General features: G+C 62.4%; 17 protein-coding genes and 1 tRNA gene. 6 read left to right on the forward strand and 12 right to left on the reverse strand.

Translation table 11 applies throughout. The features are described 5' to 3' along the window. Positions 1–172 precede the first annotated feature (172 nt). The 5 genes from AB1792_01795 to miaA all read right to left on the reverse strand — a co-directional run bounded on the left by AB1792_01795 (position 173) and on the right by miaA (position 5,997). Positions 173–1,156 (reverse strand): hypothetical protein, encoded by a 984-nt coding sequence (locus AB1792_01795; protein MEW5700950.1) that lies wholly within the window; start codon positions 1,154–1,156, stop codon positions 173–175. A gap of 414 nt (positions 1,157–1,570) precedes the next feature. Further along, entirely contained in the window at positions 1,571–1,855 is a 285-nt protein-coding gene (locus AB1792_01800; GenBank protein MEW5700951.1) for an HU family DNA-binding protein, read from the reverse strand. Between the two features lie 58 nt (positions 1,856–1,913). Further along, positions 1,914–2,816: a signal peptide peptidase SppA gene (sppA, locus tag AB1792_01805; protein MEW5700952.1), complete on the reverse strand. Its 903-nt coding sequence runs from the start codon at positions 2,814–2,816 to the stop codon at positions 1,914–1,916. Between the two features lie 27 nt (positions 2,817–2,843). Next, positions 2,844–4,727: a LysM peptidoglycan-binding domain-containing protein gene (locus tag AB1792_01810; GenBank protein MEW5700953.1), complete on the reverse strand. Its 1,884-nt coding sequence runs from the start codon at positions 4,725–4,727 to the stop codon at positions 2,844–2,846. 298 nt (positions 4,728–5,025) lie between these two features. Then, positions 5,026–5,997: a tRNA (adenosine(37)-N6)-dimethylallyltransferase MiaA gene (miaA, locus tag AB1792_01815; GenBank protein MEW5700954.1), complete on the reverse strand. Its 972-nt coding sequence runs from the start codon at positions 5,995–5,997 to the stop codon at positions 5,026–5,028. A 275-nt stretch (positions 5,998–6,272) separates the two neighbouring features. On the opposite strand from miaA, the gene mutS reads away from it, so the two are divergent. After that, positions 6,273–8,918 carry a DNA mismatch repair protein MutS gene (gene mutS, locus AB1792_01820; protein MEW5700955.1) on the forward strand — a complete coding sequence of 882 codons (2,646 nt, stop codon included), beginning with the start codon at positions 6,273–6,275 and terminating at the stop codon, positions 8,916–8,918. A 60-nt stretch (positions 8,919–8,978) separates the two neighbouring features. Then, positions 8,979–10,778, forward strand: a complete 1,800-nt coding sequence (gene mutL / locus AB1792_01825; protein ID MEW5700956.1) for a DNA mismatch repair endonuclease MutL — start codon at positions 8,979–8,981, stop codon at positions 10,776–10,778. A gap of 182 nt (positions 10,779–10,960) precedes the next feature. Here mutL and AB1792_01830 read toward each other — a convergent pair whose 3' ends face one another. The 3 genes from AB1792_01830 to AB1792_01840 form a co-directional block, all read right to left on the reverse strand. After that, the gene (locus tag AB1792_01830; protein MEW5700957.1) at positions 10,961–11,521 is read right to left on the reverse strand and encodes a hypothetical protein; all 561 of its coding nucleotides are present in this window, start codon (positions 11,519–11,521) and stop codon (positions 10,961–10,963) included. A gap of 46 nt (positions 11,522–11,567) precedes the next feature. Beyond that, the gene (locus AB1792_01835) at positions 11,568–12,749 is read right to left on the reverse strand and encodes a tetratricopeptide repeat protein (GenBank protein ID MEW5700958.1); all 1,182 of its coding nucleotides are present in this window, start codon (positions 12,747–12,749) and stop codon (positions 11,568–11,570) included. A gap of 118 nt (positions 12,750–12,867) precedes the next feature. Next, positions 12,868–13,173 (reverse strand): hypothetical protein, encoded by a 306-nt coding sequence (locus tag AB1792_01840; protein MEW5700959.1) that lies wholly within the window; start codon positions 13,171–13,173, stop codon positions 12,868–12,870. A 209-nt stretch (positions 13,174–13,382) separates the two neighbouring features. Here AB1792_01840 and AB1792_01845 point away from each other — a divergent pair. Beyond that, a tRNA-Arg gene (locus tag AB1792_01845) sits at positions 13,383–13,457 on the forward strand. Between the two features lie 27 nt (positions 13,458–13,484). On the opposite strand, the gene AB1792_01850 is transcribed toward AB1792_01845, so the two are convergent. Further along, positions 13,485–14,705 (reverse strand): glycosyltransferase family 4 protein, encoded by a 1,221-nt coding sequence (locus AB1792_01850; GenBank protein MEW5700960.1) that lies wholly within the window; start codon positions 14,703–14,705, stop codon positions 13,485–13,487. Between the two features lie 153 nt (positions 14,706–14,858). Between AB1792_01850 and AB1792_01855 the strand changes: the two genes are divergently transcribed. After that, positions 14,859–16,373 carry a leucyl aminopeptidase gene (locus AB1792_01855; protein MEW5700961.1) on the forward strand — a complete coding sequence of 505 codons (1,515 nt, stop codon included), beginning with the start codon at positions 14,859–14,861 and terminating at the stop codon, positions 16,371–16,373. A gap of 148 nt (positions 16,374–16,521) precedes the next feature. Beyond that, positions 16,522–17,055 carry a hypothetical protein gene (locus tag AB1792_01860; GenBank protein MEW5700962.1) on the forward strand — a complete coding sequence of 178 codons (534 nt, stop codon included), beginning with the start codon at positions 16,522–16,524 and terminating at the stop codon, positions 17,053–17,055. Here AB1792_01860 and AB1792_01865 read toward each other — a convergent pair. From AB1792_01865 to AB1792_01875, 3 genes are all read right to left on the reverse strand, one after another. Then, positions 16,997–18,646: a hypothetical protein gene (locus AB1792_01865; GenBank protein MEW5700963.1), complete on the reverse strand. Its 1,650-nt coding sequence runs from the start codon at positions 18,644–18,646 to the stop codon at positions 16,997–16,999. The genes AB1792_01860 and AB1792_01865 overlap by 59 nt on opposite strands. 47 nt (positions 18,647–18,693) lie before the next feature. Beyond that, entirely contained in the window at positions 18,694–19,470 is a 777-nt protein-coding gene (locus tag AB1792_01870) for a hypothetical protein (protein ID MEW5700964.1), read from the reverse strand. Between the two features lie 86 nt (positions 19,471–19,556). Continuing rightward, positions 19,557–19,952 carry a hypothetical protein gene (locus tag AB1792_01875; GenBank protein ID MEW5700965.1) on the reverse strand — a complete coding sequence of 132 codons (396 nt, stop codon included), beginning with the start codon at positions 19,950–19,952 and terminating at the stop codon, positions 19,557–19,559. 595 nt (positions 19,953–20,547) lie between these two features. Between AB1792_01875 and AB1792_01880 the strand changes: the two genes are divergently transcribed. Then, a complete protein-coding gene (locus AB1792_01880; GenBank protein MEW5700966.1) occupies positions 20,548–20,955 on the forward strand; it encodes an Rrf2 family transcriptional regulator in 408 nt (135 codons plus the stop codon). Positions 20,956–21,183: the final 228 nt, after the last annotated feature.

Here is a 21,183-nt window from a genome sequence, read left to right on the forward strand (position 1 = left end):
TCTGCCCAAAGACAATATAGCACTCAGGCGTGGCGCGTCAATTGGTGAATGCGGCGCCGTGCCACGGGTCTTCAGACCCGTGGTTTCGCAATGCAGGGTGGGCTCTGCCCACCGTCTCAATAGATGTCAGGAGTGCAGTTCGGCTTCGCTCACCGCAAGCAGGGCTCCTGACCTACGATTGTTGCAGCAGATCCGCCCCGACAAGCAACGCCGCCGTCAGCACGATCGGCGTCAATTCGCCATAGACGCGCATCTCGTTGAGATTGCCGATCAGGAGGATCATCAAGACGAACGGGGGGATCGCCCACAGCGATTGCCGCGTGAACGGATCGTGCAGTCGTTTCCAGCCGGCGAGGATGAGAATCCAGACAAACCCGAAGCTGCTCAGAAACAAGATCAGTCGTTGCGGTGTGGCGAGCATCTCGAGATTCGTGCGCCAGTGCGCGATGTCGGTGCCGACATGGGTGAACTCGAACGATGTGCCGGGATTGCCGGCGTAGATCGAGCCCATCACGAACTTGATCGCCAGCCAGATCGCAACCTGCGCGGCCAGATGAATGGCATACGACGCCCTGGACAGGCGGCGATGCTCCACGACCGCGAAGACGATAGCGAGGAACAACATCGTCTCCCGGTTGAAGGTCGCCAATGCGAACACCGGGTAGTACCAGATCCACTTGCGTCGGTGCAAGAGCGCCAGACCGAGGGCGAAGAAGGCCACGGCTGCCAGGTCATAGGGGAGATAGACCGGCAGATCGCGGGCCAAGAGGTAGTTCCACGGTAGGACATAGAACAACGCGAAGGGGAAAAGCTCGACCGCGATGCCCTCAAAGTATGATTTCAGGTGTAGACGAAAGGCATAGAACAACCCCATGAGCGCGGCAACGTCAACCACCTTGTACAGAGTTTTGATCTCGACAGGAAAGACACCGGACAGCGCGCCCACAATCCATGGGACCAGCATGCGAAACTGGAACGGCTTGTGCGCGGTCCCATCGATGAGCGCCTGCAGCGTCGCCAGCGGAAATTCCTGATTGAGCCGGTAGCGCAGGTGGACGAAGTACCAGGAGAACACCAGGGCGACAAGGAAGACCCCGACGCCGGTCCGCCAAGGCGTGGTTTGCGCTGGCGATGATCCACGTGCCACCTTGGTCATGTATCAACGTAAGGGAATCCCAGAGCGGTTTTCAATCGACATATTGGCGGACGGAGTCATGGCTGCAATCAGGCATTATTCCCTCGCCCGCTCCCGCCTTTGGCGGGAGCGACCTCCCCCGGAGGGAGAGGTTATCATTCCCCCTCACCCTTCCAGGGAGAGGGTTGGGGTGAGGGTCATCTCGCAGCCTACCCGTTGAGAATCACGAACAGACAGCGGGCGGTGCACTCGCACCGCCCGCCCCTTGACAGACCAACCTCAAGCTGCGCGGACTCTACCGCAGTTTCTTTTTGTGACGGTCCTTGCGCAGGCGTTTCTTCCTCTTGTGGGTTTTGATCTTCTGGCGTTTCCGTTTCTTCCCGGATGGCATCGAGCGCTCCCGTGGATGGGCGCCGCAGGGGCGCCATCATCCCCCTATAAAGGTTGCTTCACAATCAAATTCTTGAATTCATTCGACGGCTTGAAGACCGGCACCTTGCGGTCCGGGACCGGAACCTCGTCGCCGGTGCGCGGATTGCGCGCCTTGCGGGCCTTGCGCATCTTCACCTTGAAGGTCCCAAACCCGCGGATCTCAATGTTCTTCCCGGTCTCCAAACTGGCCTTCACCGCGTCGAGAAAAGCGTCCACCGTCACGGCCACGTCGGTGCGCGTCAGGCCGGTCTTCTCGGCGCAGATCTCCACCAAATCGGCCTTGGTCATCCTGACCTCCTCATTGCATCGTCTATTTGTCTATATCTCAATCCCACACATTCCGGACTCAATTGTAGCGATACTGCAGATTCGGCTCCGTGTCGATCTCATCGGTACTCCTGCCGAGAAGCTGCTGTATGGCGGCACTGCCCAAAAGATCCCAGATCGACCGCCGCCGCGTGATGGTCTCCCGCACCGTCTTGGGCGGCTTGCTCATGTGCGCCATGTCGGCGGCGACATCAAGCGCGTCCTCGTAGTCGCCGAGCACGTCGACCAGTTGAAGATCCTTGGCCTGTCGGCCGGTGAAGATCCGGCCATCGGCAAAGAGCCGGACGGAGTCCGGCGACAGGCGCCGTCCCTTCGCAACCACCTCGACGAACTGATCGTAGCTGTCGTCGATGACCGACTGCAGGTGGGCGCTGTCGGCCGGCGTCATGGTGCGCGCCAGATTGCCGATGTCCTTGTACGGTCCGCTCTTCACCGTTTCGTAGCGCACGCCGATCTTGTCGAGGAGTCTCTCCAGCGTTGGGAACTGGAAGATGACGCCGATCGACCCGGTCAGTGTTCCGGGATTGGCGACAATCGTGTCGGCGGCCATCGACACATACAGCCCGCCGGAGGCGGCGATCGACCCCATGGACACGACGATTCTCTTTCCCTTGTCGCGGGCGCGGAGCAACTCCGCGTAGATTTCCTGGCTGGCGGCCACACCGCCCCCCGGGGAATCGACCCGCAGGAGTATCACCGGCACGGAATGGTCCTCCGACCAACGGCGCACTTGACGCACGATCGACCGGGAGGATTGGATCTCGCCGATCAACTCGACGACCGCCACCCGCTTGCCGAAGCCGCCGAAACTGGTCGATTCGCTGTCGGACATCCCCCACATGGCGACGAACATCACCAGCGCGAACACCAGAAACGTGCCGCCGATGATGATCCCTACCAGCCAATCCCGACGCGCGGCCATATCAGTGTGCCCCCGACGCCCCCATGCTTACAAGTCGGCGGGAATGTGGAGCTTCTGGCCCACGCTGATCTGATCCGGATCGCGGAGGGAATTGTGGGCCAGAAGTTGGGCGATTGTCACACCGAACCGCGTGGCTATGCGCAGAATCGTGTCGCCCCGCTTCACGGTGTACCAGAAGCCGCTGCCGCTGCTGCCGCTACCCCGTGTTCCATCGGGAAGCACCAGTTTCTGCCCGACCATCAGACGGTCGTGCGCTCCCATGCGGTTGGCGGCACGGATGGCGGACGTCGTCGTGCCGAACTTGCGCGCCAGATCCCAGAGCGTGTCCCCATGGCGCACGACATACGTGCTTCCGCTCTTGGCGGAGCGCGACTTCGGCGCGGGCGTCGGGTCCGGCGCGCGTTGACGCACTTCTCTCTGCGCCAGTCGCTCGGAGGTCGGGATCGTGAGGACCTGACCGACCTTGAGCCGCTTTTTGACGGACAACTTGTTCACCGCGAGAAGTTCGGACAGACTGACTCCATAGCGCCGGGCGATCTTCCCCAACGTCTCCCCGCGACGCACGGTGTGTTCGACCAATTGGGTCCGGGTCGATGCCGGCAGATCCCGATAGGCCGCGGCGAATTGCAGTGACGTTCCCTTGGGCACTCGTACGCGGTACGGCACGACATCGGGTGGTGTAACGCCTCGCCGCAACTCCGGGTTCAGATCGACCAGCACCGCCTCCGATGCGCCCACGGCACCGGCGACGTCTCTCAATTCCAGCGTCTTGTTGGTGGCGACCCAATCGAACTCCAGGGGCGGATCAGGCTCGACGTAGAACCCGTAGCTCTCCGGATCCTTGGCGATCATCAGCGCCGCGATGAAGAGCGGCACATAGTTGCGGGTCTGGTCGCGCAGTTTCAGTTTCCAAAAGTCTTTGGTTTTCTGACGCTTGATTTGACGCGCCACGCGTCCCTCGCCGCCATTGTAGGCGGCCAGAGCCAGAGTCCAAGAGTTGAACATCCCGTACAGATCGGACAGATAACGGCAGGCGGCGTGCGTCGACTTTTCGAAGTCGCGCCGTTCGTCATACCAGACGTTACGCTCCAATCCGTAGCGGCGCCCTGTCGAGGCGATGAACTGCCACGGGCCCGCAGCGTGGGCATAGGAATAGGCATTGTTGTTGAAGCCCGATTCGATAAAAGGCAAATAGGCCAGATCGGTGGGGAGGCCATACGAAGCGAAGACATCCTTCATCATTGGCAGGTATCGACCCGCCCGCCCCAAGAACAGCTCGAACGGCTCACGCGCCACCGTCTGGTAGAACAGAATGCAGTTGCGGACCTTGTCGTTGAGTTCGACCGGGAAGTCGTACTCTACCTGTTGCTTCTCGGCTTCGCGGGTCACGAGTTCCGTACCGGCCAAGCTGGAGTCGACACTCTCGTAGCGGAGCATAACCGTCGAACTCGAAGCATCCTCGCCAAGGCTCCCGAGCGCTTCCAGCGTCTTCTCGTAGTCGGTGTTGATTTCTTCGAGGAGACGATCGATTCTCGCGGCGATTTCGGGGTCCTCAACCGCAGCCAAGTCGATTTCACCCAGAGCCTTGATGGCTCGCTCGAAGGCGACCTGAGCATCCTGCCACCGGGTGTCCTGGTTGGCGGCCACGCCGGACGCATAGAGCGCCTCGGCTTCTGCGAAGAGATGTGCGGGATCAACCGCTGCCTGCTCTTCGGACTCGGTGACAGGAGCAGCACTATCTGTCGCAGTCTCAGGCGATTCCGAGTAATTGCCGGAGTCGAAATCGGCGGCACTCGGCGATGGTTCGCTGGGAACACCACGCCCAGTACGCCTCGATGTTGTCGCGCATCCTGCCAACGCCAAGGCAAGCAACGCGATCAAGATCGCATGTGGATTCAGTCGACTCGTCACAACCCCCCTTACAGATACCGCAATCGTCTTCTGCCCCACCTACTTAGGTAGTTCGGACGAATCGGGTCGACTCTGAAGAGAATCGACACCAATCCACACACCTTGATAACACCGACGTGACTGGGTCATCCCAATCCACGTAACCCGCTGGTATTTAAGATAATCACGAAGTGTGTCAAGGATTTTCCTGACCACCTTGGCTTCATGCAGCGGATTCGGATGAAAAAGATAATCAGTTGAAGACTATCGGGTTGGCCAGATGGGCACCCTACCGGGTCGTCGGCGACGCCTGTCGCGATCAACCGCGGCCGCTTAGGGCGGGCTCCGAGCCTCGCCAAGCATCCATAACGTGTTGCGCAACAGCGCCTTGATACTTCACTGGGAGGGCATAGGGACGGTGCCGGAACCACGTGACTTGCCGCTTGGCGTACCGACCCGTGTTCCGGATGATAAGCTGAGTTGCCTCCTCGAGCGAAAGCTGACCTTGGAGGTGGGCGATCGTCTCCTGATACCCAACGGTAGCCATGCCGGGGGAATCGGGGCCGAACCCCTTCCGCAGGAGCGAAGCGACCTCGTCAACAAGCCCCTGTCTCATCATCGCGTGAACCCTCTGCTCGATTCGGCCAAGGAGTTCCGGCCGGGGTCGGTCGATCCAAACGACCACGATCGGCTCGTCGAGTCCGAGCCGGGCCGATTCCTCGAGGTGACGGCTCAGCGGTCGGCCGGTTTGGCGATAGAACTCGCATCCCCGCAGAATCCGCGTCTTGTCGGATGGGAGGATTCGGGAGGCGAATTCCGGATCGACTCGACGCAGTTCACCGTACAGCGAGTCCCAGCCGGTCGTCGCGGCTTCGGCCAAGATGGCCGTGCGCACTGCGCGGTCAACCTCCGGAAGATCGGGCAGCCCGTGGATCAACGCATCCAGGTAGAAGCCGGTGCCACCGACCAGGATGATCGGGTGCCCGGTCTTGCGTCTTTCGGCGATGACCTTGTTGGTTTCCCGCGCATATCGGCCGGCAGAGTACGCTTCATCAGGATCGACACGATCGATCATCGCGTATTCGAACCGTCGTTGCACCTCCGGGGACGGCTTGGCGGTGCCGATGTCCATTCCCCGGTAGATCTTCCGCGAGTCGACCGAGATCAACGTGGCGTCGCTCTGTGTTGCGATCTCCTGCGCCAAGGCATTCTTGCCCGTCCCCGTCGCGCCGACGATGGCGAGAAAGGGGAGCGGGGGTACCCGATGATGTTTGGAACCGGATCGTTCCATATCGGCATTCAAGCAATGATTGCCCCCAGAAGCAAGGCGATGGATGGCTAACCTCTCCCTCCGGCAGTGTCCCGAACGGAGTGAGGGAGAGAGGTCGATCCGCCGCAGGCGGATCGGGTGAGGGACAAGGCATCGTGTGCATCATTTGATCACACGGGTCTGAAGACCCGTGGCACCCCACGACTCTGCTTGGGCAACTGATTGACCACAGCCATCGCGGCGGTGTTAATTGTCGCGGGCGCATTTCGAGGACTGACCAGATCCCCGCGATTCTGATGTCCACCGGCGAAACACCAGACACTCCACTGACTCCGATGCTGCGGCAGCATGCCGAGATCAAGGCGCGCTACCCCGGCCATCTGGTCTTCTTCCGGATGGGGGATTTCTATGAGATGTTCGGGGACGACGCGGTCGAGGGAGCCCGGATACTCGGGATCACGCTCACCAAACGCCCTCACGGCAAGAACGGCGCCATTCCCTTGGCTGGGGTGCCGCACCATCAGGCGGAGCGCTACCTCGCCCGGTTGGTCGCCGCCGGGCAACGGGTAGTCGTCTGTGAGCAAACGGAGGACCCGCGTCATGCCACCGGTCTGGTCAAACGCGACGTCACCGAGATCATCACCCCCGGCACCGTGATGACGCCCGGCGCCTTGGAAGAAACACAGACGCCCGCCATCGCCGCCGTCGCCGGTCCTGATGCGAATGGGCAGTTCGGGCTGGCGTGGGCCGAGCCGACGAGTGGTCGGTTTGCCGTGGAGCACTGCGCCCCGGAGGAGTTGGTCGAGTTGCTCTCATCGCACCCCGCCAGCGAGATTCTGATTGCTGCCGATGCCGATTCACGCATCGGCTCACTGACGGCGGACCGCTCCGGGGTGACCCGTTGGCCCGAGTGGCACTTCGAGCCCGATGAAGCGGCCCGCACGCTGAAATCGCACTTCGGCACCGATGATCCGAACGCGCTCGGGCTCGATCTCGCGGAATCTCCCCGTCATACTCGGTTGCCGGTCGGGGCTGTCGCGGCCGGGGCATTGCTGGGGTATTTGAAGGAGACTAAGCGCGCGCCTTTGTCCCACATAACGTCAATGCGCCCGTTGGTTGGACGGGCGGTCGTGGCGATTGACCCCCAGACCGCCGTCAATCTGGACATCATCGGCCGACCTCACAGCAACCGTCCCACGCTCTGCGATGTCCTGGATCGCTGCCGGACCGCCATGGGGCGACGTCTCTTGCGCGAGCGGCTGACTCACCCGCTCACAGACCGCGAGGCGATCGAACGACGGCTGGACGAAGTCACCCATCTCGTCCATGACCGGGGCACGCTCGCCAAGCTCTCCGAGGCCACGAAGGGGATCTTCGATCTCGAACGGTTTGTCGGTCGTCTGGGGAGCGAACGGATCGGACCGAGAGATCTGCTCGGGCTCCGCGATGCGCTGTCGCGCTGGCCCACGATTGTGACTCTCATTGGACCCACCCCGCTGGCATATCGCGATGATCCTGCGGTGACGGAGACCGAGCGGTGGCATCAGGAACTGGCGCGCGGTCTGAAGGATGATCCGCCGCTGGCGACCACTCAGGGGGGAATCTTCCGGCGCGGCTACTCCGACGAGCTTGACTCCCTGTACGCCGATGCCGCCGAGGCACGGGCCTGGATTGCCGACCTGCAATCGAAACTGCGAAGTGAAACCGGCATTCCCTCCCTGAAGGTCGGATACAACAAGGTCTTCGACTACTACATTGAAGTTCCGATGACTCACGCGGAGAAGGTCCCTGCCGACTGGATCCGCAAGCAGACATTGGTCTCGGCCGAGCGGTTTGTCACCGCCGAGCTCAAAGAGAAGGAGGAGATTGTCCTCCGGACCGATGAGCGCGCCGCCGAGCTGGAAACACGGTTGTTCCTGGAGTTGCGGACGCGGCTGGTGGCGGAGATCGCGCTTCTATCGGCGTTGGCGCGGACGCTGGCGCGGATTGATGTCACTGCCTCGCTGGCGCGGGCGGCACTTTCTCGTGGGTATTCGCGTCCGACGCTCACGAACGACCGGCAATTGACGATCCGCAAAGGGCGGCACCCGGTCTTGGAGACGATCAATCCTGCCGGCGGCTTCGTTCCCAACGACACGGTCTTCTCGACGGATGACGGCTTCCTGCACATTCTGACCGGCCCCAACATGGCGGGCAAGTCGACCTACCTGCGCCAGGTCGGCCTGATCGTGCTGTTGGCGCAGATCGGCTCATTCGTTCCGGCCGAGGCGGCGACGATCGGACTGGTCGATCGCATCTTCACGCGGGTCGGCGCCGATGACGATCTGTCGCACAACCGTTCGACCTTCATGGTTGAGATGGCGGAGACCGCGCGGATACTGGCCGGCGCAACGGCCGCTTCGTTGATCCTCTTCGATGAGGTGGGGCGGGGGACGTCGACATATGACGGGGTCGCCATCGCCTGGGCGATTGCCGAGCACCTGGCGGGTGACGCTGCGCATTGCCCGCGCACGCTGTTTGCGACCCACTACCATGAGTTGACCTCGCTGGCCGATCGCTTTGCGGCGATCTGCAACTATCAATTGGCAACGAAGGAAAAGGACGGACGCGTCGTCTTCCTGTTTCGGGTCCGGCCGGGGGCCTGCGATGACTCGTTCGGCATTCACGTGGCCCGGATGGCGGGGGTGCCGCCCCCGGTCGTGGCACGCGCCCATGAGATACTCTCAGCCCTGGAGAGTGGAACGTTTGATCCGCTGCGGGGGCGCGGCGCACCGAGACCGAAGCCGGCGACCGCCTCGGCCGGGCAGGCCAATCTGTTCAGTGATGACCAGCGGGCCGCGGTCGACGCCCTGGCGCAACTGCATCCGGAGGCGATGACGCCGATGGAGGCGTTGAACAAACTGGATGAACTCACGCGCCGGTTACGCGGGACAGCGGTGTAGGGGCGACCCGTTGGGTCGCCCGAGGGCGAGGCAACGCCTCGCCCCTACGACAAAACCACGATGACGATGACCGACACATTGGATCGCACCATCGCCGTCCTCCCCGACCATCTGGTCGACCAGATCGCCGCGGGGGAGGTGATCGAGCGCCCCGCCTCGGTGGTCAAAGAACTGATCGAGAATGCGCTCGATGCTGGCGCGACCGCGATCGATATCGAAATCGCCGGAGCGGGGGAGAAGCAGATGCGCGTGGTCGACAACGGCGTCGGCATGAGCGCCGTTGATTTGGCGCAAGCGGTCCTCCGACACGCCACCTCCAAGATCCAGACCGTCGAGGATTTGGAGGGAATCGTCACGTTCGGCTTTCGCGGCGAGGCGTTGGCAGCGGTCGCGTCGGTTTCACACCTGGAGATCGTCTCCCGTCCGCGCGATCATGACGAGGCGGCGATGATGTTCTGGGAAGGGGGAACCCGGAGCGACTCCGGTTCTGTCGGCGCGCCGCCGGGGACCGCAGTGACAGTCCGGCATCTGTTCTACAACACGCCGGCCCGACATCAGTACATGCGCGCGCCGTCCACTGAAACCAGGCGCATCGTGGAGACAGTGACCGATTTCGCCGCCTATCACCATCGTGTCGCCTTCTCGCTTCTCATCGACGAGCGGCAGGTCTTGCATCTGGCGGCGGCGCCCGACCGACGCATACGTCTGATTGATCTCTATGGTCACGGTGTCGGCGATGCGCTCCTGACATTCCAGGGCGGCGACGCGGAACTGGGTGTCGAGGGACATGCGGGGAAACCGGAGTTGGCGCGCGCCACGCGCGACCGGATTCTCACCTATGTCAACGGGCGACGGGTCTGGTCGCAATCGCTGCAGCACGCCGTCACCGCCGCCTATGGCGAGACGATTCCGCGTGGGCGCTATCCGATCGCCGTGGTCTGTTTGAACGTCAATCCCCGCCGGGTCGACGTCAACGTGCATCCCACCAAACGTGAGGTGCGCTTCGCCCATGAGCGCATGGTGTACGATCTGACCTACTATTCGATCAACAAGGTGATCTTTGCCTCACCGCGTGTCGCACCCGTTCTGCCTCTGAAGGAATCGTATGCCCCGCAGAGCGAGCGATTGCCGCTGCCCGCGTCCTCGCCGGAGAACGTAGGGGCGTATGGCCATACGCCCCTACCAAGCAACCAATCATCGGATGTAGGGGCGGTTCGTGAACCGCCCGATTGGCCCGGCTGGCCGACGGATCGGCCCGCACCAATGGCGGCAACATGTGTCCCCCAAGCGACGGACGGCGTCACGAACTTCTGGCAGTTCAACGATGTCTACATCGCCACCGTGGTCGGCGAAGAGCTGTGGATCATCGACCAGCACACGGCGCACGAACGCGTTCTCTATGAGGAAATGCTGCGCCGCGGTCGCGGTCGTGCCGAATCGCAACGCCTGCTCTTTCCCGAGTCCATCGATCTGGAAACGCGCGAGCTGGAGGTTTTTGGCGCCTCGCTGGATGCCTTCACGGCGTTGGGATTCGAGGTGCGCCCGTTTGGGACGCGCACCGTCTTGCTGGAGGGAATACCGACCGGGTTGAAGGTGGGCAATCCGGTGATTCTCTTTCGTCGGGTGCTCGAAGATTTGGAAATAGCCCGTCGCGGGGGAGAAGACTTGATGAAAGCGGCTGCCGCCTCTACCGCTTGCCGTGCTGCGGTCATGGCGGGGGACCGTCTGCGACCCGAGGAAATGCACGGTCTATTCGCCCGTTTGATGCAGACGGAGAATCCCTTTTCATGTCCTCACGGCCGCCCGACGATGGTGAAGATCCCCATCACCGATTTCGACAAGAAGTTCTGCCGGGCGTAGTCAAGATTGTCATCCCGCCATTGTGGGGTAGGGGCACGGCGCGCCGTGCCCTTTTGAATGTAGGGCGGGCTCTGCCCGCCGCAGGGGGCTGGAAGCCCCCTGTCCTCACGTGCAGTTGTCTGGCCGATGAGAAGGAACGGGAGGGCGATCCGCCACGGCGGACTGCCGAGCCGACCTGGAGTTCATCGTGGCTGATACAGCGATTCCGGGATGCCGTGCTGCCTGAGCACGCTGATTACCATCGACTGGATCTGAGTCGCCGTCGAATCAGCGCGTGCATGGAGCTCGGACAGGCGTACAAGCTCCCCACGCAGGACGTGTGCGGCGGATGAGGAATCGTCAGCTTGTCCGATCTCAAGCATGGCATCCTCGAGGGCACGCGAAACGCTGAGGTATCTGCTTCTGATAGAATCGATGGTCGCGTCAGCCACACGACCAATGGCCAGAGCGAGCTGTGAACTTCTGCCCAGACCGTGGCCGCTGTATCGGCTGCGCGTCAGGTCAATGCTATCAGCCGCGCTCTGGCGGGCGAAGGCGAGATATCGGTCAAAGTCGTCAAGGTGTCTGCGTGCTCGGGTCCGGATCTCGACCTTGCCGATGCGTTCCAATTGAACTGCCACGTTGCCGACTTTGAAGACGGCGATGCACGCCGCAAATGCCGCGACCGCCGCAATGGCATTCTGAATAATGAAGCGGGCGTCCCGGTACCATGCTCCCGCGCTTGTTTCCTTTGTGCGCGCCATGAGAATGTATGGCTCGGCGTGAGCCTCGCCCTCCCGAACCATCGACCTACGCCTTTGTCGTCACCGATTGTGAAGTCGCCGCGATCCCGTACGACTCCACCGCCTTACATTGGGGGCAGTACCAGGCCGGCTCCGGCTCGCGGTGGCCGCAACGAGAGCAGGTGTACCCTTCATCCTCCAAGGTCCCCGTTCCCAGGAGCGAATCGACCTCTTGGGCGATCTGCTGCCAGCGAGACTGCTGGGCGAGGGCGCGGATGATCCCGGCGCGGGCCGGAAGGCAAACGGGGTCGATCTCCAGCACCTGTCGGTAGCGGCGCAGGGCGTGGTCGAACTCCCCCTTCTTCAGGGACAGATTGGCCAGTCCGAGGAGGGCCATCGCGTCATTCGGGTTCTTGTCGAGAATGCGCTCATAGAACTTGTTGATCTCGCCGTACTGGCCCAGCTCGAAATAGGCGCGTTCGAGACGATCGAAGACCATCTGTGCTGCTTCCGGTCGGGCCGCCGCCAGACGCGTCCACCATTCGACCGCATCCTCCGGCTCGCCGTCATCCCAGTAGGCGTCGCCGAGATACAGAAGCGCGGGGATACAGTGCTCGTCAAAGCTGAGCGCTTCCTTATAGGCGACACGGGCGTCGTGTTTCTTCCCCGCTGCCGACAGTGAGGCGCCCGCCAGTGTCTTGTATATCGCCAGCGTGTGCCCGTCGGCCTTGCCCGAACGCTTGACGGCGGCGCGGCGGTAGTCGAACGCCGCGTCGAAGCGGCCGGAGTGCGCATAGAGCGCGACCAGTTGATCGGCGGCCCAGGCGTTCTCCTTGTCGACTTCAATGATCTTCAACAGCGAACGCTCGGCGGCGGTGTGATCTCCCGACGCCACGTAGTCCAGGGCGAGGCTCTTCTGCACCGCGATGATGTCATTCTTGGAGAAGCCCCGACGGAGGTTGAGCTCCTGGTGAACCTTGATCGCCCGGTCAATTCGACCCCGCCGGCGCAGAAGGTCGCCGAGTTTCAGATAGGCGTCGAGGTTGTTGGAATCCTCCTGGGCGGTCATCTTCAAGCGGTCAAAGGCGGTCCGATCATCGCCGTCAACCAGCGCGCGCAGGGCCTCCATGTAGAGGCGCGGCGCCTGGCTGGTGCGTCGCTTATGTGTGCGGGTCCAGAGATAGGCGAAAACCGCCGCCGCGATCGCGAACACCCAGAAGATGGTCCATCCGAAGCCGGTGAAGTCCATGGTCGGCCCTCGTTATCGTTGATGACCCATGTCGGTAGCCTTGCGGCCGCCGGTAGGGGCACGGCGTGCCGTGCCCGCCTCTGACGTGCCGTGCCGGCGGGCACAGCGCGCGGTGCCCCTACAATTCGTCCAATTCCTCCAATGAACGGTTGCGCAGCGAGGCAACCTCCATCTCCAATCGTTTGCGCCCGCGGCGCTCGCCGCGCATATCGCTGTGGATCTTCAAGACATACGTCAGCGCCAGCAACGCCGCCACCGCCATCCCGACGAGGAAGGCCCAGTACACGACGATCACCATTGAGACGTCGCTGTAGGACACCCAGATGACGTCGATCTGAGCGATCCGCTGGGGCGCATTGTAGATGGAGAATCCAAGCGCGATCGCGAACACGATCAAGAGGATGATGATGCGTATGATCCACATCGCGGACCTCCCCGGTTTGACGCCGCAGCATATGGTCCTTCTGTCCCGCCGTCAACCACAAACCGCACGATCGGCAAGGCGCCGCCGTTGTCGGGCGGCAAAAAAACCGGTTGAAGCGCTTGTGGATAAGACCGTATTTGGCATCCGGTGTCTCGTCATCCGAAGGGGTGTTCCGAGCCGTCCTTCGGCGGGCGCCGCAAGTAGAAACCGCCCCCGTGGTGTAAAGGATAACGCACCGGCCTCCGGAGCCGGTAATACAGGTTCGATTCCTGTCGGGGGTACCACCGCTGGCAGCATGTCTTCTTGTCGGATCACAGCCGCTGCTGATCCACCAGGGGTTTGATCGCGCCGATGAAACGCCGATTGAGCGCCCGGCGATCGTAGTGCTCGGCGATAGCCAGTCTCCCCCTGCGACCCATCTGCTGCCGCTCTTCAGTATTCCGGACCAGTCTGGCGATTGCCTGCGCGATGGCTGAAACATCGCCGGGTGGGGTCACAAGGCCACAACCGGAGCTCTCAACAATCTCGGCCGCTTCGCCGTCAACGGCGAGGATCACCGGCGTCCCCGACGCCATCGCCTCAAAGAGCTTTGAAGGAACTGCACCGCGGAAGAGCGGCAGGTTTTTCAGGCATACAAGCGTGCAGTCGAAAGCGCTCCAGACTGCGGGCATGTTTTCATGCGGCTGCGTGGGGACACAGATCACGTTGTGGAGTCTGCGGCGCGCGATCTCGCTCAGAATCACCGTCCGAGCCGGGCCGTCGCCCACCAAGACATAGACAACATCCGGCGTCAGTGCCGCCACCTGCGGAATGATCTCCAAGCCCTGCGAGAGTCCGAAGAGCCCGGCGTACCCCGCCAAGAATCGGTGCGACGCGATTCCCCACCGACGCCGCCACGATTCGCTGTCCGGCTTCTTTTCAGGCACGGGTTCTGCCCCGTTTCCCCAATGAATGACCGGCACAGCAGGGACGCGACCGGCGATGTCGGCGACGATCGCCTGCGTTTGTCCCGATATCAGCGCCGACCGTCGATAGAGGAACTGCTCCATCGTCTTGAGGCAACGCATGATCGTGCCATCGCGGAGTCCGCCCAGTGCGAGAATGCTGGCCGGCCACAGATCAGAGACATTCGTCACGAGCCGCGCCCCCTTGATCTTTGCCAACAGCCACGCGGTAGGGCCCAGAAACAAAGGTGGCGTCTCCCATATCACGACGTCGACGCGGGGTGCGCGGATCATACCAACCAGCAAAGCGGTGACTGCAAAGGAGAGAAACGACATCATCCGCCACCATTTTCCCCGACCGTGGGTGAAAAGCCAAGCTCGGATCACCTGCACCCCCTCGTCGAGCTCGGTCTTCATGATGCGACCCTGATATTCCGGGAGGATGCGACCTGCCGGATAGTGAGGCATGGCGGTCACGACGATGACGTCGATTCCCTCCTCCCGGCATGTGCGCACCAGCGCCCCCAACCGGTTCTGAGTGGCCCCGGTCTCGGGCGGGAAGAACTGTGTGACAAGCAAGAGTCGCATCTGTGCCCTTCTCGCTGGACGGGGTGAATATAGGCGACCGACACCGGCAGCGCAGGGATTCTCGTAAAGGGACTTGGCAAGTTTGAGGCGATCGATTTGCTTACAACCGATGGCGGCGCCTCGTTGCCCGCAGCACTTGAATGGGAGGTCCCAATGACGAGAATCCAGCTTTCCAGTCAGATTGCCGGCGAGCCACCGAGCTTTCGCCTGCTCGCCGTCATGGTCCCTGAAAAAGCGGACGCCGCTCCGGCGTGGACACAGAAATTGCCTGCGGATCTGCAAGCCGCACTGCGCGCCGCGCTATCCGCCCCCGGTTTCAGCGCGAAGCTGGGTGAGACTTCCTTGGTCCATTCTGCAGGTGGCGCGTCCATTTTGGTGGGAATGGGAACCGGAACACCGACTGGTGAGACCGTCCGGCGCGCCTTTGCGGTCCTGATGCAGGCGGCAGGGAAGGCCAAGCAACTCCATGTGACCGCGCCCCTGCCGTCGGGGCGCGATGCCCGGAGCGTCGCCGAGAATGCCGTGGTCGGCGCGCTGCTGGGGAACTACCGGTTCTCCACCTATCACTCCGATTCGACAAAGTCCAAGCATTCGCCGCCGGTGGAGACGTTGATTCTGTGGGAGCCCAATGGGGCCCGTCGCCGCGAGGCGGCTCGGGGACTCGCCTCTGGAGATGTGCTGGCTGAGGCGACGAATCGGGTGCGCGACCTGGCCAATACACCGGCCAACGATCTTCCTCCGGCGGCATTGGCGAAAGTCGCGTCGGGCTGGTGCCAGGAGGCCGGCGTGAAGTTGCAGGTTCTCGGGCCCAGCGAGATCGAGCGCGCGGGAATGAGGGCGGTGCTGGCGGTGGGCGGTGGATCGGTGCATGAGCCCCGATTCCTCATCGCTTCGTACCACGGTCGGAAACGGCGGGTGGCGGGAGCTCGAAAGCGCACGCCGCAGGCCGTCGACGTCGCTTTGGTCGGGAAAGGCGTGACGTTCGACTCCGGCGGCATCACACTCAAACCCGGCGCCGACATGTGGGAGATGCGCGGCGACATGACCGGTTCGGCGGTGATGCTGGCGGCCATCTGCGCTGCGGCCAAGCTCAGACTTCCGCTGGATCTGGTGGCGCTGACTCCGCTTGTGGAGAATATGCCCTCCGGCGCCGCCTATCGTCCCGGTGATGTCATCCGGATGCTCTCCGGTCTCACGGTGGAGATCATCTCCACGGATGCCGAAGGGCGCCTGATCCTCGCCGATGCCCTGACATATGCCCAACGGTACAATCCGCGGGTGATTGTCGATTGCGCCACCCTGACCGGTGCCATCCGTGTCGCCTTGGGAGAGGTACGCTGCGGCGTCTTCACGGAACACGATGTCCTGTGGCGGGCGATGGATCAGTGTGCCAGGGCGACAGGGGAAAAGGCCTGGCGGATGCCCTTGGATGAGGAGTATGACGAGGTGATCCGCTCCGAGATCGCCGACATGCGCAATTCCGGGAAGCAGTATGGCGGCGCCAGCGTGGCGGCGCGCCTGTTGCGCAAGTTCACCGGCGACTATCCCTGGCTGCACATCGACATCGCCGGCGTCGACGTCGAGGATAAAGGGCAGGCTCTCTGCCCGAAAGGCGCCACCGGGTTCGGCGCGCGGCTGGTGATCGAATGGCTGCGGTCACGACGGTAATGGGGGGCAGAAGAGCAGGGATCTTTCGTGTGCCCGCGATCTCTGATCGCGGCTTTGTGATATGTTTCGATTGTCGCGCTTCGCGCAACCGCGATCGGAGATCGCGGCCACGCAACGTGGTCATGCTCCACGTATGACGAGGTGCACCATGAAGACCGTACATCCTGGACGCTGGCGGGCGAAACTGGAGAAGGATCAGCCGGCGAAGATCGTCCCCGTCCCGCCGAAGTGGCAACGGCAGTATGGGCGGGGGACGATGTTGATCTCCCGCCCCATCGATGTCGATTGGCTCATCCGCAAGGTGCGCAAGGGACGGCTGACGACGCCGACCCTGATCCGGGAACGTCTGGCGCGCGACTATGGCGCCGAAAACGCCTGCCCGCTCTGCACCGGCATCTTCATCCGCATCGTCGCCGAGGCCGCCGAAGAGGATCGTCGCGCCAGGAAGGGACGCATCACACCCTACTGGCGCGTGGTGCAGTCCGATGGAAGTCTCTATACGAAGTTCCCGGGAAGCGCGGCGGCGCAAGCCAGGCATCTGCGCACCGAGGGATTCGTCATCGCCGCGGCGAAGGGCCGGAAACCGCGCTTCGACTGCGCTTGCCGTCGCAGACCGATCGTCGTCAGGATCCCGCGATCGGTCCCCCCGTGTTGGCCCAGCCGCGTTTCACCACGGCGTTGACCATCGGCGTTCCCGGAGGAAGCTTGGTGGGATCCAGAAGATCGGTGTCGAACTGCCAAACGCGATTCGGGGGATTGTAGTAGCCGCCGGTGCCGCCCCACTTGGCGGTTGCCTGCTCCGAATACCACATCTGCACCATCGAGCCGCTCCAAGTGAAGTTATCGCCGCTCCAGTTCTCGAGGAACCGCGGGAAGTTCTCGACCCCGCCCGAGTAGTTCCCGCCCACGCTGGCGACATTGCCGGTGATGAACGACACGTTCACCGTCGTCGGGTTCGCATTGCGATAGGTCAACGTCTTGGTGCTGTTGCTGTCCTGCCAGTTGGTCGACAGGACCGTGTAAGCGTCGGAGAAAATGGCGGCCGGCTTCTTGCTTGTGGAGTTGTAGTTCCCTTTCGTGTAGACCGGGTTCTCCGACACCACCGTAAGCCCCGACTTGAGCGACGAACCGTTGATCAGCCGGGTGGCCTTGAGGTTGCCGCCCGAGTAGGTGTCCTTCGTATAGACGATTCCGTTGCTCGGCCAATAGGCGCTGGTGTTCAGCTTGGAGATGTCGATGTCGCGGGCGTTGACCGTCTTGGCGTTGCGCCCGTCGTAGAATGACGACGTCGAAAGCACGCCGCTGGAGGTTAGATCGGCGGTCACATTGACCCACGAACCGCCGCTCTTGAAGTAGGCCTGTCCGTCAAGGATCTTCAACGTGGCCTTGTTCTCATAGGAATCCGTGTTCCCGGCCGAGGCGTCTTCGATGATGGCATGGGGGTCGTTGCTGGCCTCCAGGGGCAGGTTGAGGGACGTCATGCCGTGGTCGACATCCTGCACTTGACCGCCCCAGCGGTCCAGCGCCTTCTGCATCCACTGGCTCTCATTGTGATCCAGCCAGGTGCCGTCGGGGTTCCGCATGTCACGGTCCACCCCGTCCTTGTCCTTGATGCGCACATACCCGGTGCCGGTCGCCATTCCCGAGGCGGGATCACGACCGTGGTAGATGGACCCGGCGGCGGTCAGAAACGAGTTGATGGTCAGACCGTTGTTGGAGCCGAGATAGGTGTCGCCGTTCGAATGGACGCGCCCGGACAGGGTCATCACCGGCCCCGGGTGCCACTCCAGCACCTTGTCATAGAAGATCGCGAACTGGAAGATCGGGATCAGCGCCCGCTCCATCCGGATGCGCACCGAGTTCTGCACGCCGGAGGCGTCGGAGCGCGCGTACCCCCAGAGGTCGTAGTCTTGCACGAGGCCATACAGCCCCCGAAACGCCCCGGTCGTGAGATTCCGGGTCGTGGGCGTGCCGACGGCCAGGGTGGCGTACTGGACATGATAGCGGTCGAGAACGAACGAATCGACCGGCAGCGGGTTGGGCGGCGCGTCGGTGGAGTCGATGGCGGCGTTGAACAGGGCGTAGGCATAGTCCGCCGCCGCCTCGGCGGCGTAGAGGGCATTGACGTCCCGCAATTGGTACCCGGCCACGTCCATGTCATCGGACGACTTGTTGACCATCGAGACGCCGAGGATGCCGAACATCAGAAGCAGCGCCATGCAGGTCAGCATCACAAACCCGCGTTGGTTGCGGAGAACAAACAGATGTTTCATCGTTCCCTCACTATCGACATGCATCCGGTACGGACATGCGATGAACCTTACTCCTGATTGCGAACGCTGACGACAAAGCCGTATTGCCGCCGACGGTACGCCTGATCCATGATCTGGTCGACCCGGTTCGTACGGGCCATGATGCGCACCAGGACATTGCGAACCAGTGTCGGGGTGACCGGCGTGGCGAGCGTGTCGCCATCCTGCATGATATAGTCGAACTGCAAGTCCTCGATGTTCTCGGCGTACGGCTCGGGCGCGCCGCCGACCGGATGGCGGACCAGCATCGGATGGAGCGTGTCGGCACGGTCCAGGTAGTACGACATCTGGAGGATACGCGAGACCCGTGACCCGCTCGGATAGGTGCGCGACAGGGCGGCGGTGTGGGTCAATGCGGGGGGGGCGCTCTCGATGGTGGACACGGTGAAAAACTCACCCACGCCATTGACGGCGTCGAACACGTAGACACGCATGCCGGGAGAAAAGCAACTCAGGTCCGCGCCGCTGCAGACCAGATTGTCCGACACGGATGCCATCGATGCCGAGGTGCTCGCTTCGCATCCGGTCGCATCGAGGTTCGTGACCGTGATCGTATCCGGGTTGGAGTCCACTCCCGCCAGCGGATCGAGAGTCGCCGGCAGACCGAACCCCGCCATCCGCAGATGCTCCGAAAGCACGCGCATCGCCGCCCGCCCCGACTGCTGCATCTCGTTGATCTCATCCTGCATGACCGACTGGGTATGCAAGGTCAGGTAGGCGTCCATCGCTGCGGCCACGGTGAACAGTCCGATCAGGACCGCCGCCAGCAGCTCCAGTATGGTCATGCCCGCCTGCGCCCCGGCCCAGCTCCGGCACCGGGAGTGAACCGATCTTGTCCAACGCTTCAGTATTGACATGCTGCCGCTCCCCGTCAGTTCCGGTAGAGGTAGGTGATTGCGCGCTGACGACGCAGCACGCCCGTTTCGCTGTTCCAAGTCACTTCAACGTAGACGCGCTGTAGCCCGTTCGGATCGGTCTCAACCCACCACTGGGTGTACATTCCCGTTTCCTCGTCATAACGGGAGCCGGGTGTGATCAGCGTGTCCGTCCGCAAGTGCTCGATTTCGTTCTGCAAGGCAATCGTCGCGTCTCCGGAATTCTGAGCCAGTTCATTGGCTTGGATGGAGATCGTGGCGAGGGGCAGAAGGGTGAGAATCCCCATCGACAACATCAGCATGCCGGCCATCGCCTCGATCAGCGTAATCCCCGATTCCCCTGACCTCAGCAATCGTCGATAGATTCTCGGTCGATTCCTCGTCTTCAGCATAGAGTCCTCACTGTCTCGCGCATCAAGGGGGAGTAAAATCGGTGCCGAAGACGGCCGGATGCCGCGGAAGGGCGATATTCCATTGTCAGGCCGTGCCTTAGACCGATCGCACGCCCCTGACCCATGCGGTGGTGTGGGACTTTGGCCGGTTGTTCCTGTGGTCGCGCCAGACCTCAGTGTGGGAGTGATCCCACAGATGCGGATGGTCAACTCAGCGTGTGGGGGGTAGCCCTAAGGTGTTGTCGAACAATAAGAGCGACCGGTCGACTCATGCTGCACTCGAAGCACCGGCGACCGCCGATAGGCATCCTGAGTGGTTCTGAACTCCCCCGCAGGCCGAGCCGCGGGCAAGCAAACAGGGGAATGACCTCATCAGCCGTCCCAGCCAGAGCCGATGCCGAATTCATCCCTTGTCGGTGGTCTGTCGCCGGGACATGATGACAAAAGCGGAGCATTTTGTTGTTGTCTCAGCTTGTGAAAACCGTATCATTTTCGTGCAAGCGGCAACCCGCGCGCACGGTCTCCCGATGCGCGTTGTGTGCGTTGACGGAAAGGATGAGACAGACTTCATAGCCGGCAGTGAAAGGGGCGGTCCATGCAATTCACCAAGGCGGAAGAATACGGACTGTTTGGGGCGGTGTACCTGGCCAAGCAACCACGCGGGGCGGTGATTTCGCTGTCCGAGATCTCCGACTCACAGCAGGTTCCCGACAAGTTCCTCGCCAAGATATTCCAGAACCTGACGAAGGCGGGGATTCTGCGCTCGCATCGCGGCGTTCGCGGCGGGTTCTCTCTGAACAAGCTGCCGCGCCGCATCTCGATCGGTGAAATCCTGCAGGCGATTCAGGGCGACACCGACCCCGTCAAGTGCGTCAATGACGGTCAGCCCTGCGTGAAGAAGGGGGACTGTGCCATTCGCGACCTCATCCTCGAGGGGCGCCGGCACATGTTCTCCTACTACAACAAGCAGACTCTGCAGGAGTTGTCGGACAGGTATCGTTAGGCGAGACGGGCGGCCACGTAGGGCCGCCCCTACGTGCGTTCTCGGATTCTCAAGGGGCGGGGTTTCCCCGCCCCGATTCTTTCTGATTCGCGTGCGGGGTTCGTGTAGGGTGCGGCGACCGCGCCCCTGCGATTCTTGATTCCAGACGGTGTCGCGCAAGGGTAGGCCTGTGTGCCTGCCCCATTGCTCCCCACAGCTGACGCCGTGGGCTACGGTCTTTCCCCCCGT

The sequence above is a fragment of the Candidatus Zixiibacteriota bacterium genome (assembly GCA_040752595.1).
GTDB lineage: Bacteria > Zixibacteria > MSB-5A5 > WJJR01 > WJJR01 > JACQFV01.

Coding starts and splice junctions, on each gene's coding strand:
- AB1792_01830 (MEW5700957.1), bottom strand. CDS start 11,521: ATGGCGCGCACAAAGGAAACAAGCGCGGGAGCATGGTACCGGGACGCC.
- AB1792_01795 (MEW5700950.1), bottom strand. CDS start 1,156: ATGACCAAGGTGGCACGTGGATCATCGCCAGCGCAAACCACGCCTTGG.
- AB1792_01840 (MEW5700959.1), bottom strand. CDS start 13,173: ATGTGGATCATACGCATCATCATCCTCTTGATCGTGTTCGCGATCGCG.
- AB1792_01870 (MEW5700964.1), bottom strand. CDS start 19,470: ATGACCATACTGGAGCTGCTGGCGGCGGTCCTGATCGGACTGTTCACC.
- AB1792_01860 (MEW5700962.1), top strand. CDS start 16,522: ATGAAGACCGTACATCCTGGACGCTGGCGGGCGAAACTGGAGAAGGAT.
- sppA (MEW5700952.1), bottom strand. CDS start 2,816: ATGGCCGCGCGTCGGGATTGGCTGGTAGGGATCATCATCGGCGGCACG.
- miaA (MEW5700954.1), bottom strand. CDS start 5,997: ATGGAACGATCCGGTTCCAAACATCATCGGGTACCCCCGCTCCCCTTT.
- mutL (MEW5700956.1), top strand. CDS start 8,979: ATGACGATGACCGACACATTGGATCGCACCATCGCCGTCCTCCCCGAC.
- AB1792_01855 (MEW5700961.1), top strand. CDS start 14,859: ATGACGAGAATCCAGCTTTCCAGTCAGATTGCCGGCGAGCCACCGAGC.
- AB1792_01875 (MEW5700965.1), bottom strand. CDS start 19,952: ATGCTGAAGACGAGGAATCGACCGAGAATCTATCGACGATTGCTGAGG.
- AB1792_01850 (MEW5700960.1), bottom strand. CDS start 14,705: ATGCGACTCTTGCTTGTCACACAGTTCTTCCCGCCCGAGACCGGGGCC.
- AB1792_01880 (MEW5700966.1), top strand. CDS start 20,548: ATGCAATTCACCAAGGCGGAAGAATACGGACTGTTTGGGGCGGTGTAC.
- AB1792_01865 (MEW5700963.1), bottom strand. CDS start 18,646: ATGAAACATCTGTTTGTTCTCCGCAACCAACGCGGGTTTGTGATGCTG.
- mutS (MEW5700955.1), top strand. CDS start 6,273: ATGTCCACCGGCGAAACACCAGACACTCCACTGACTCCGATGCTGCGG.
- AB1792_01835 (MEW5700958.1), bottom strand. CDS start 12,749: ATGGACTTCACCGGCTTCGGATGGACCATCTTCTGGGTGTTCGCGATC.
- AB1792_01800 (MEW5700951.1), bottom strand. CDS start 1,855: ATGACCAAGGCCGATTTGGTGGAGATCTGCGCCGAGAAGACCGGCCTG.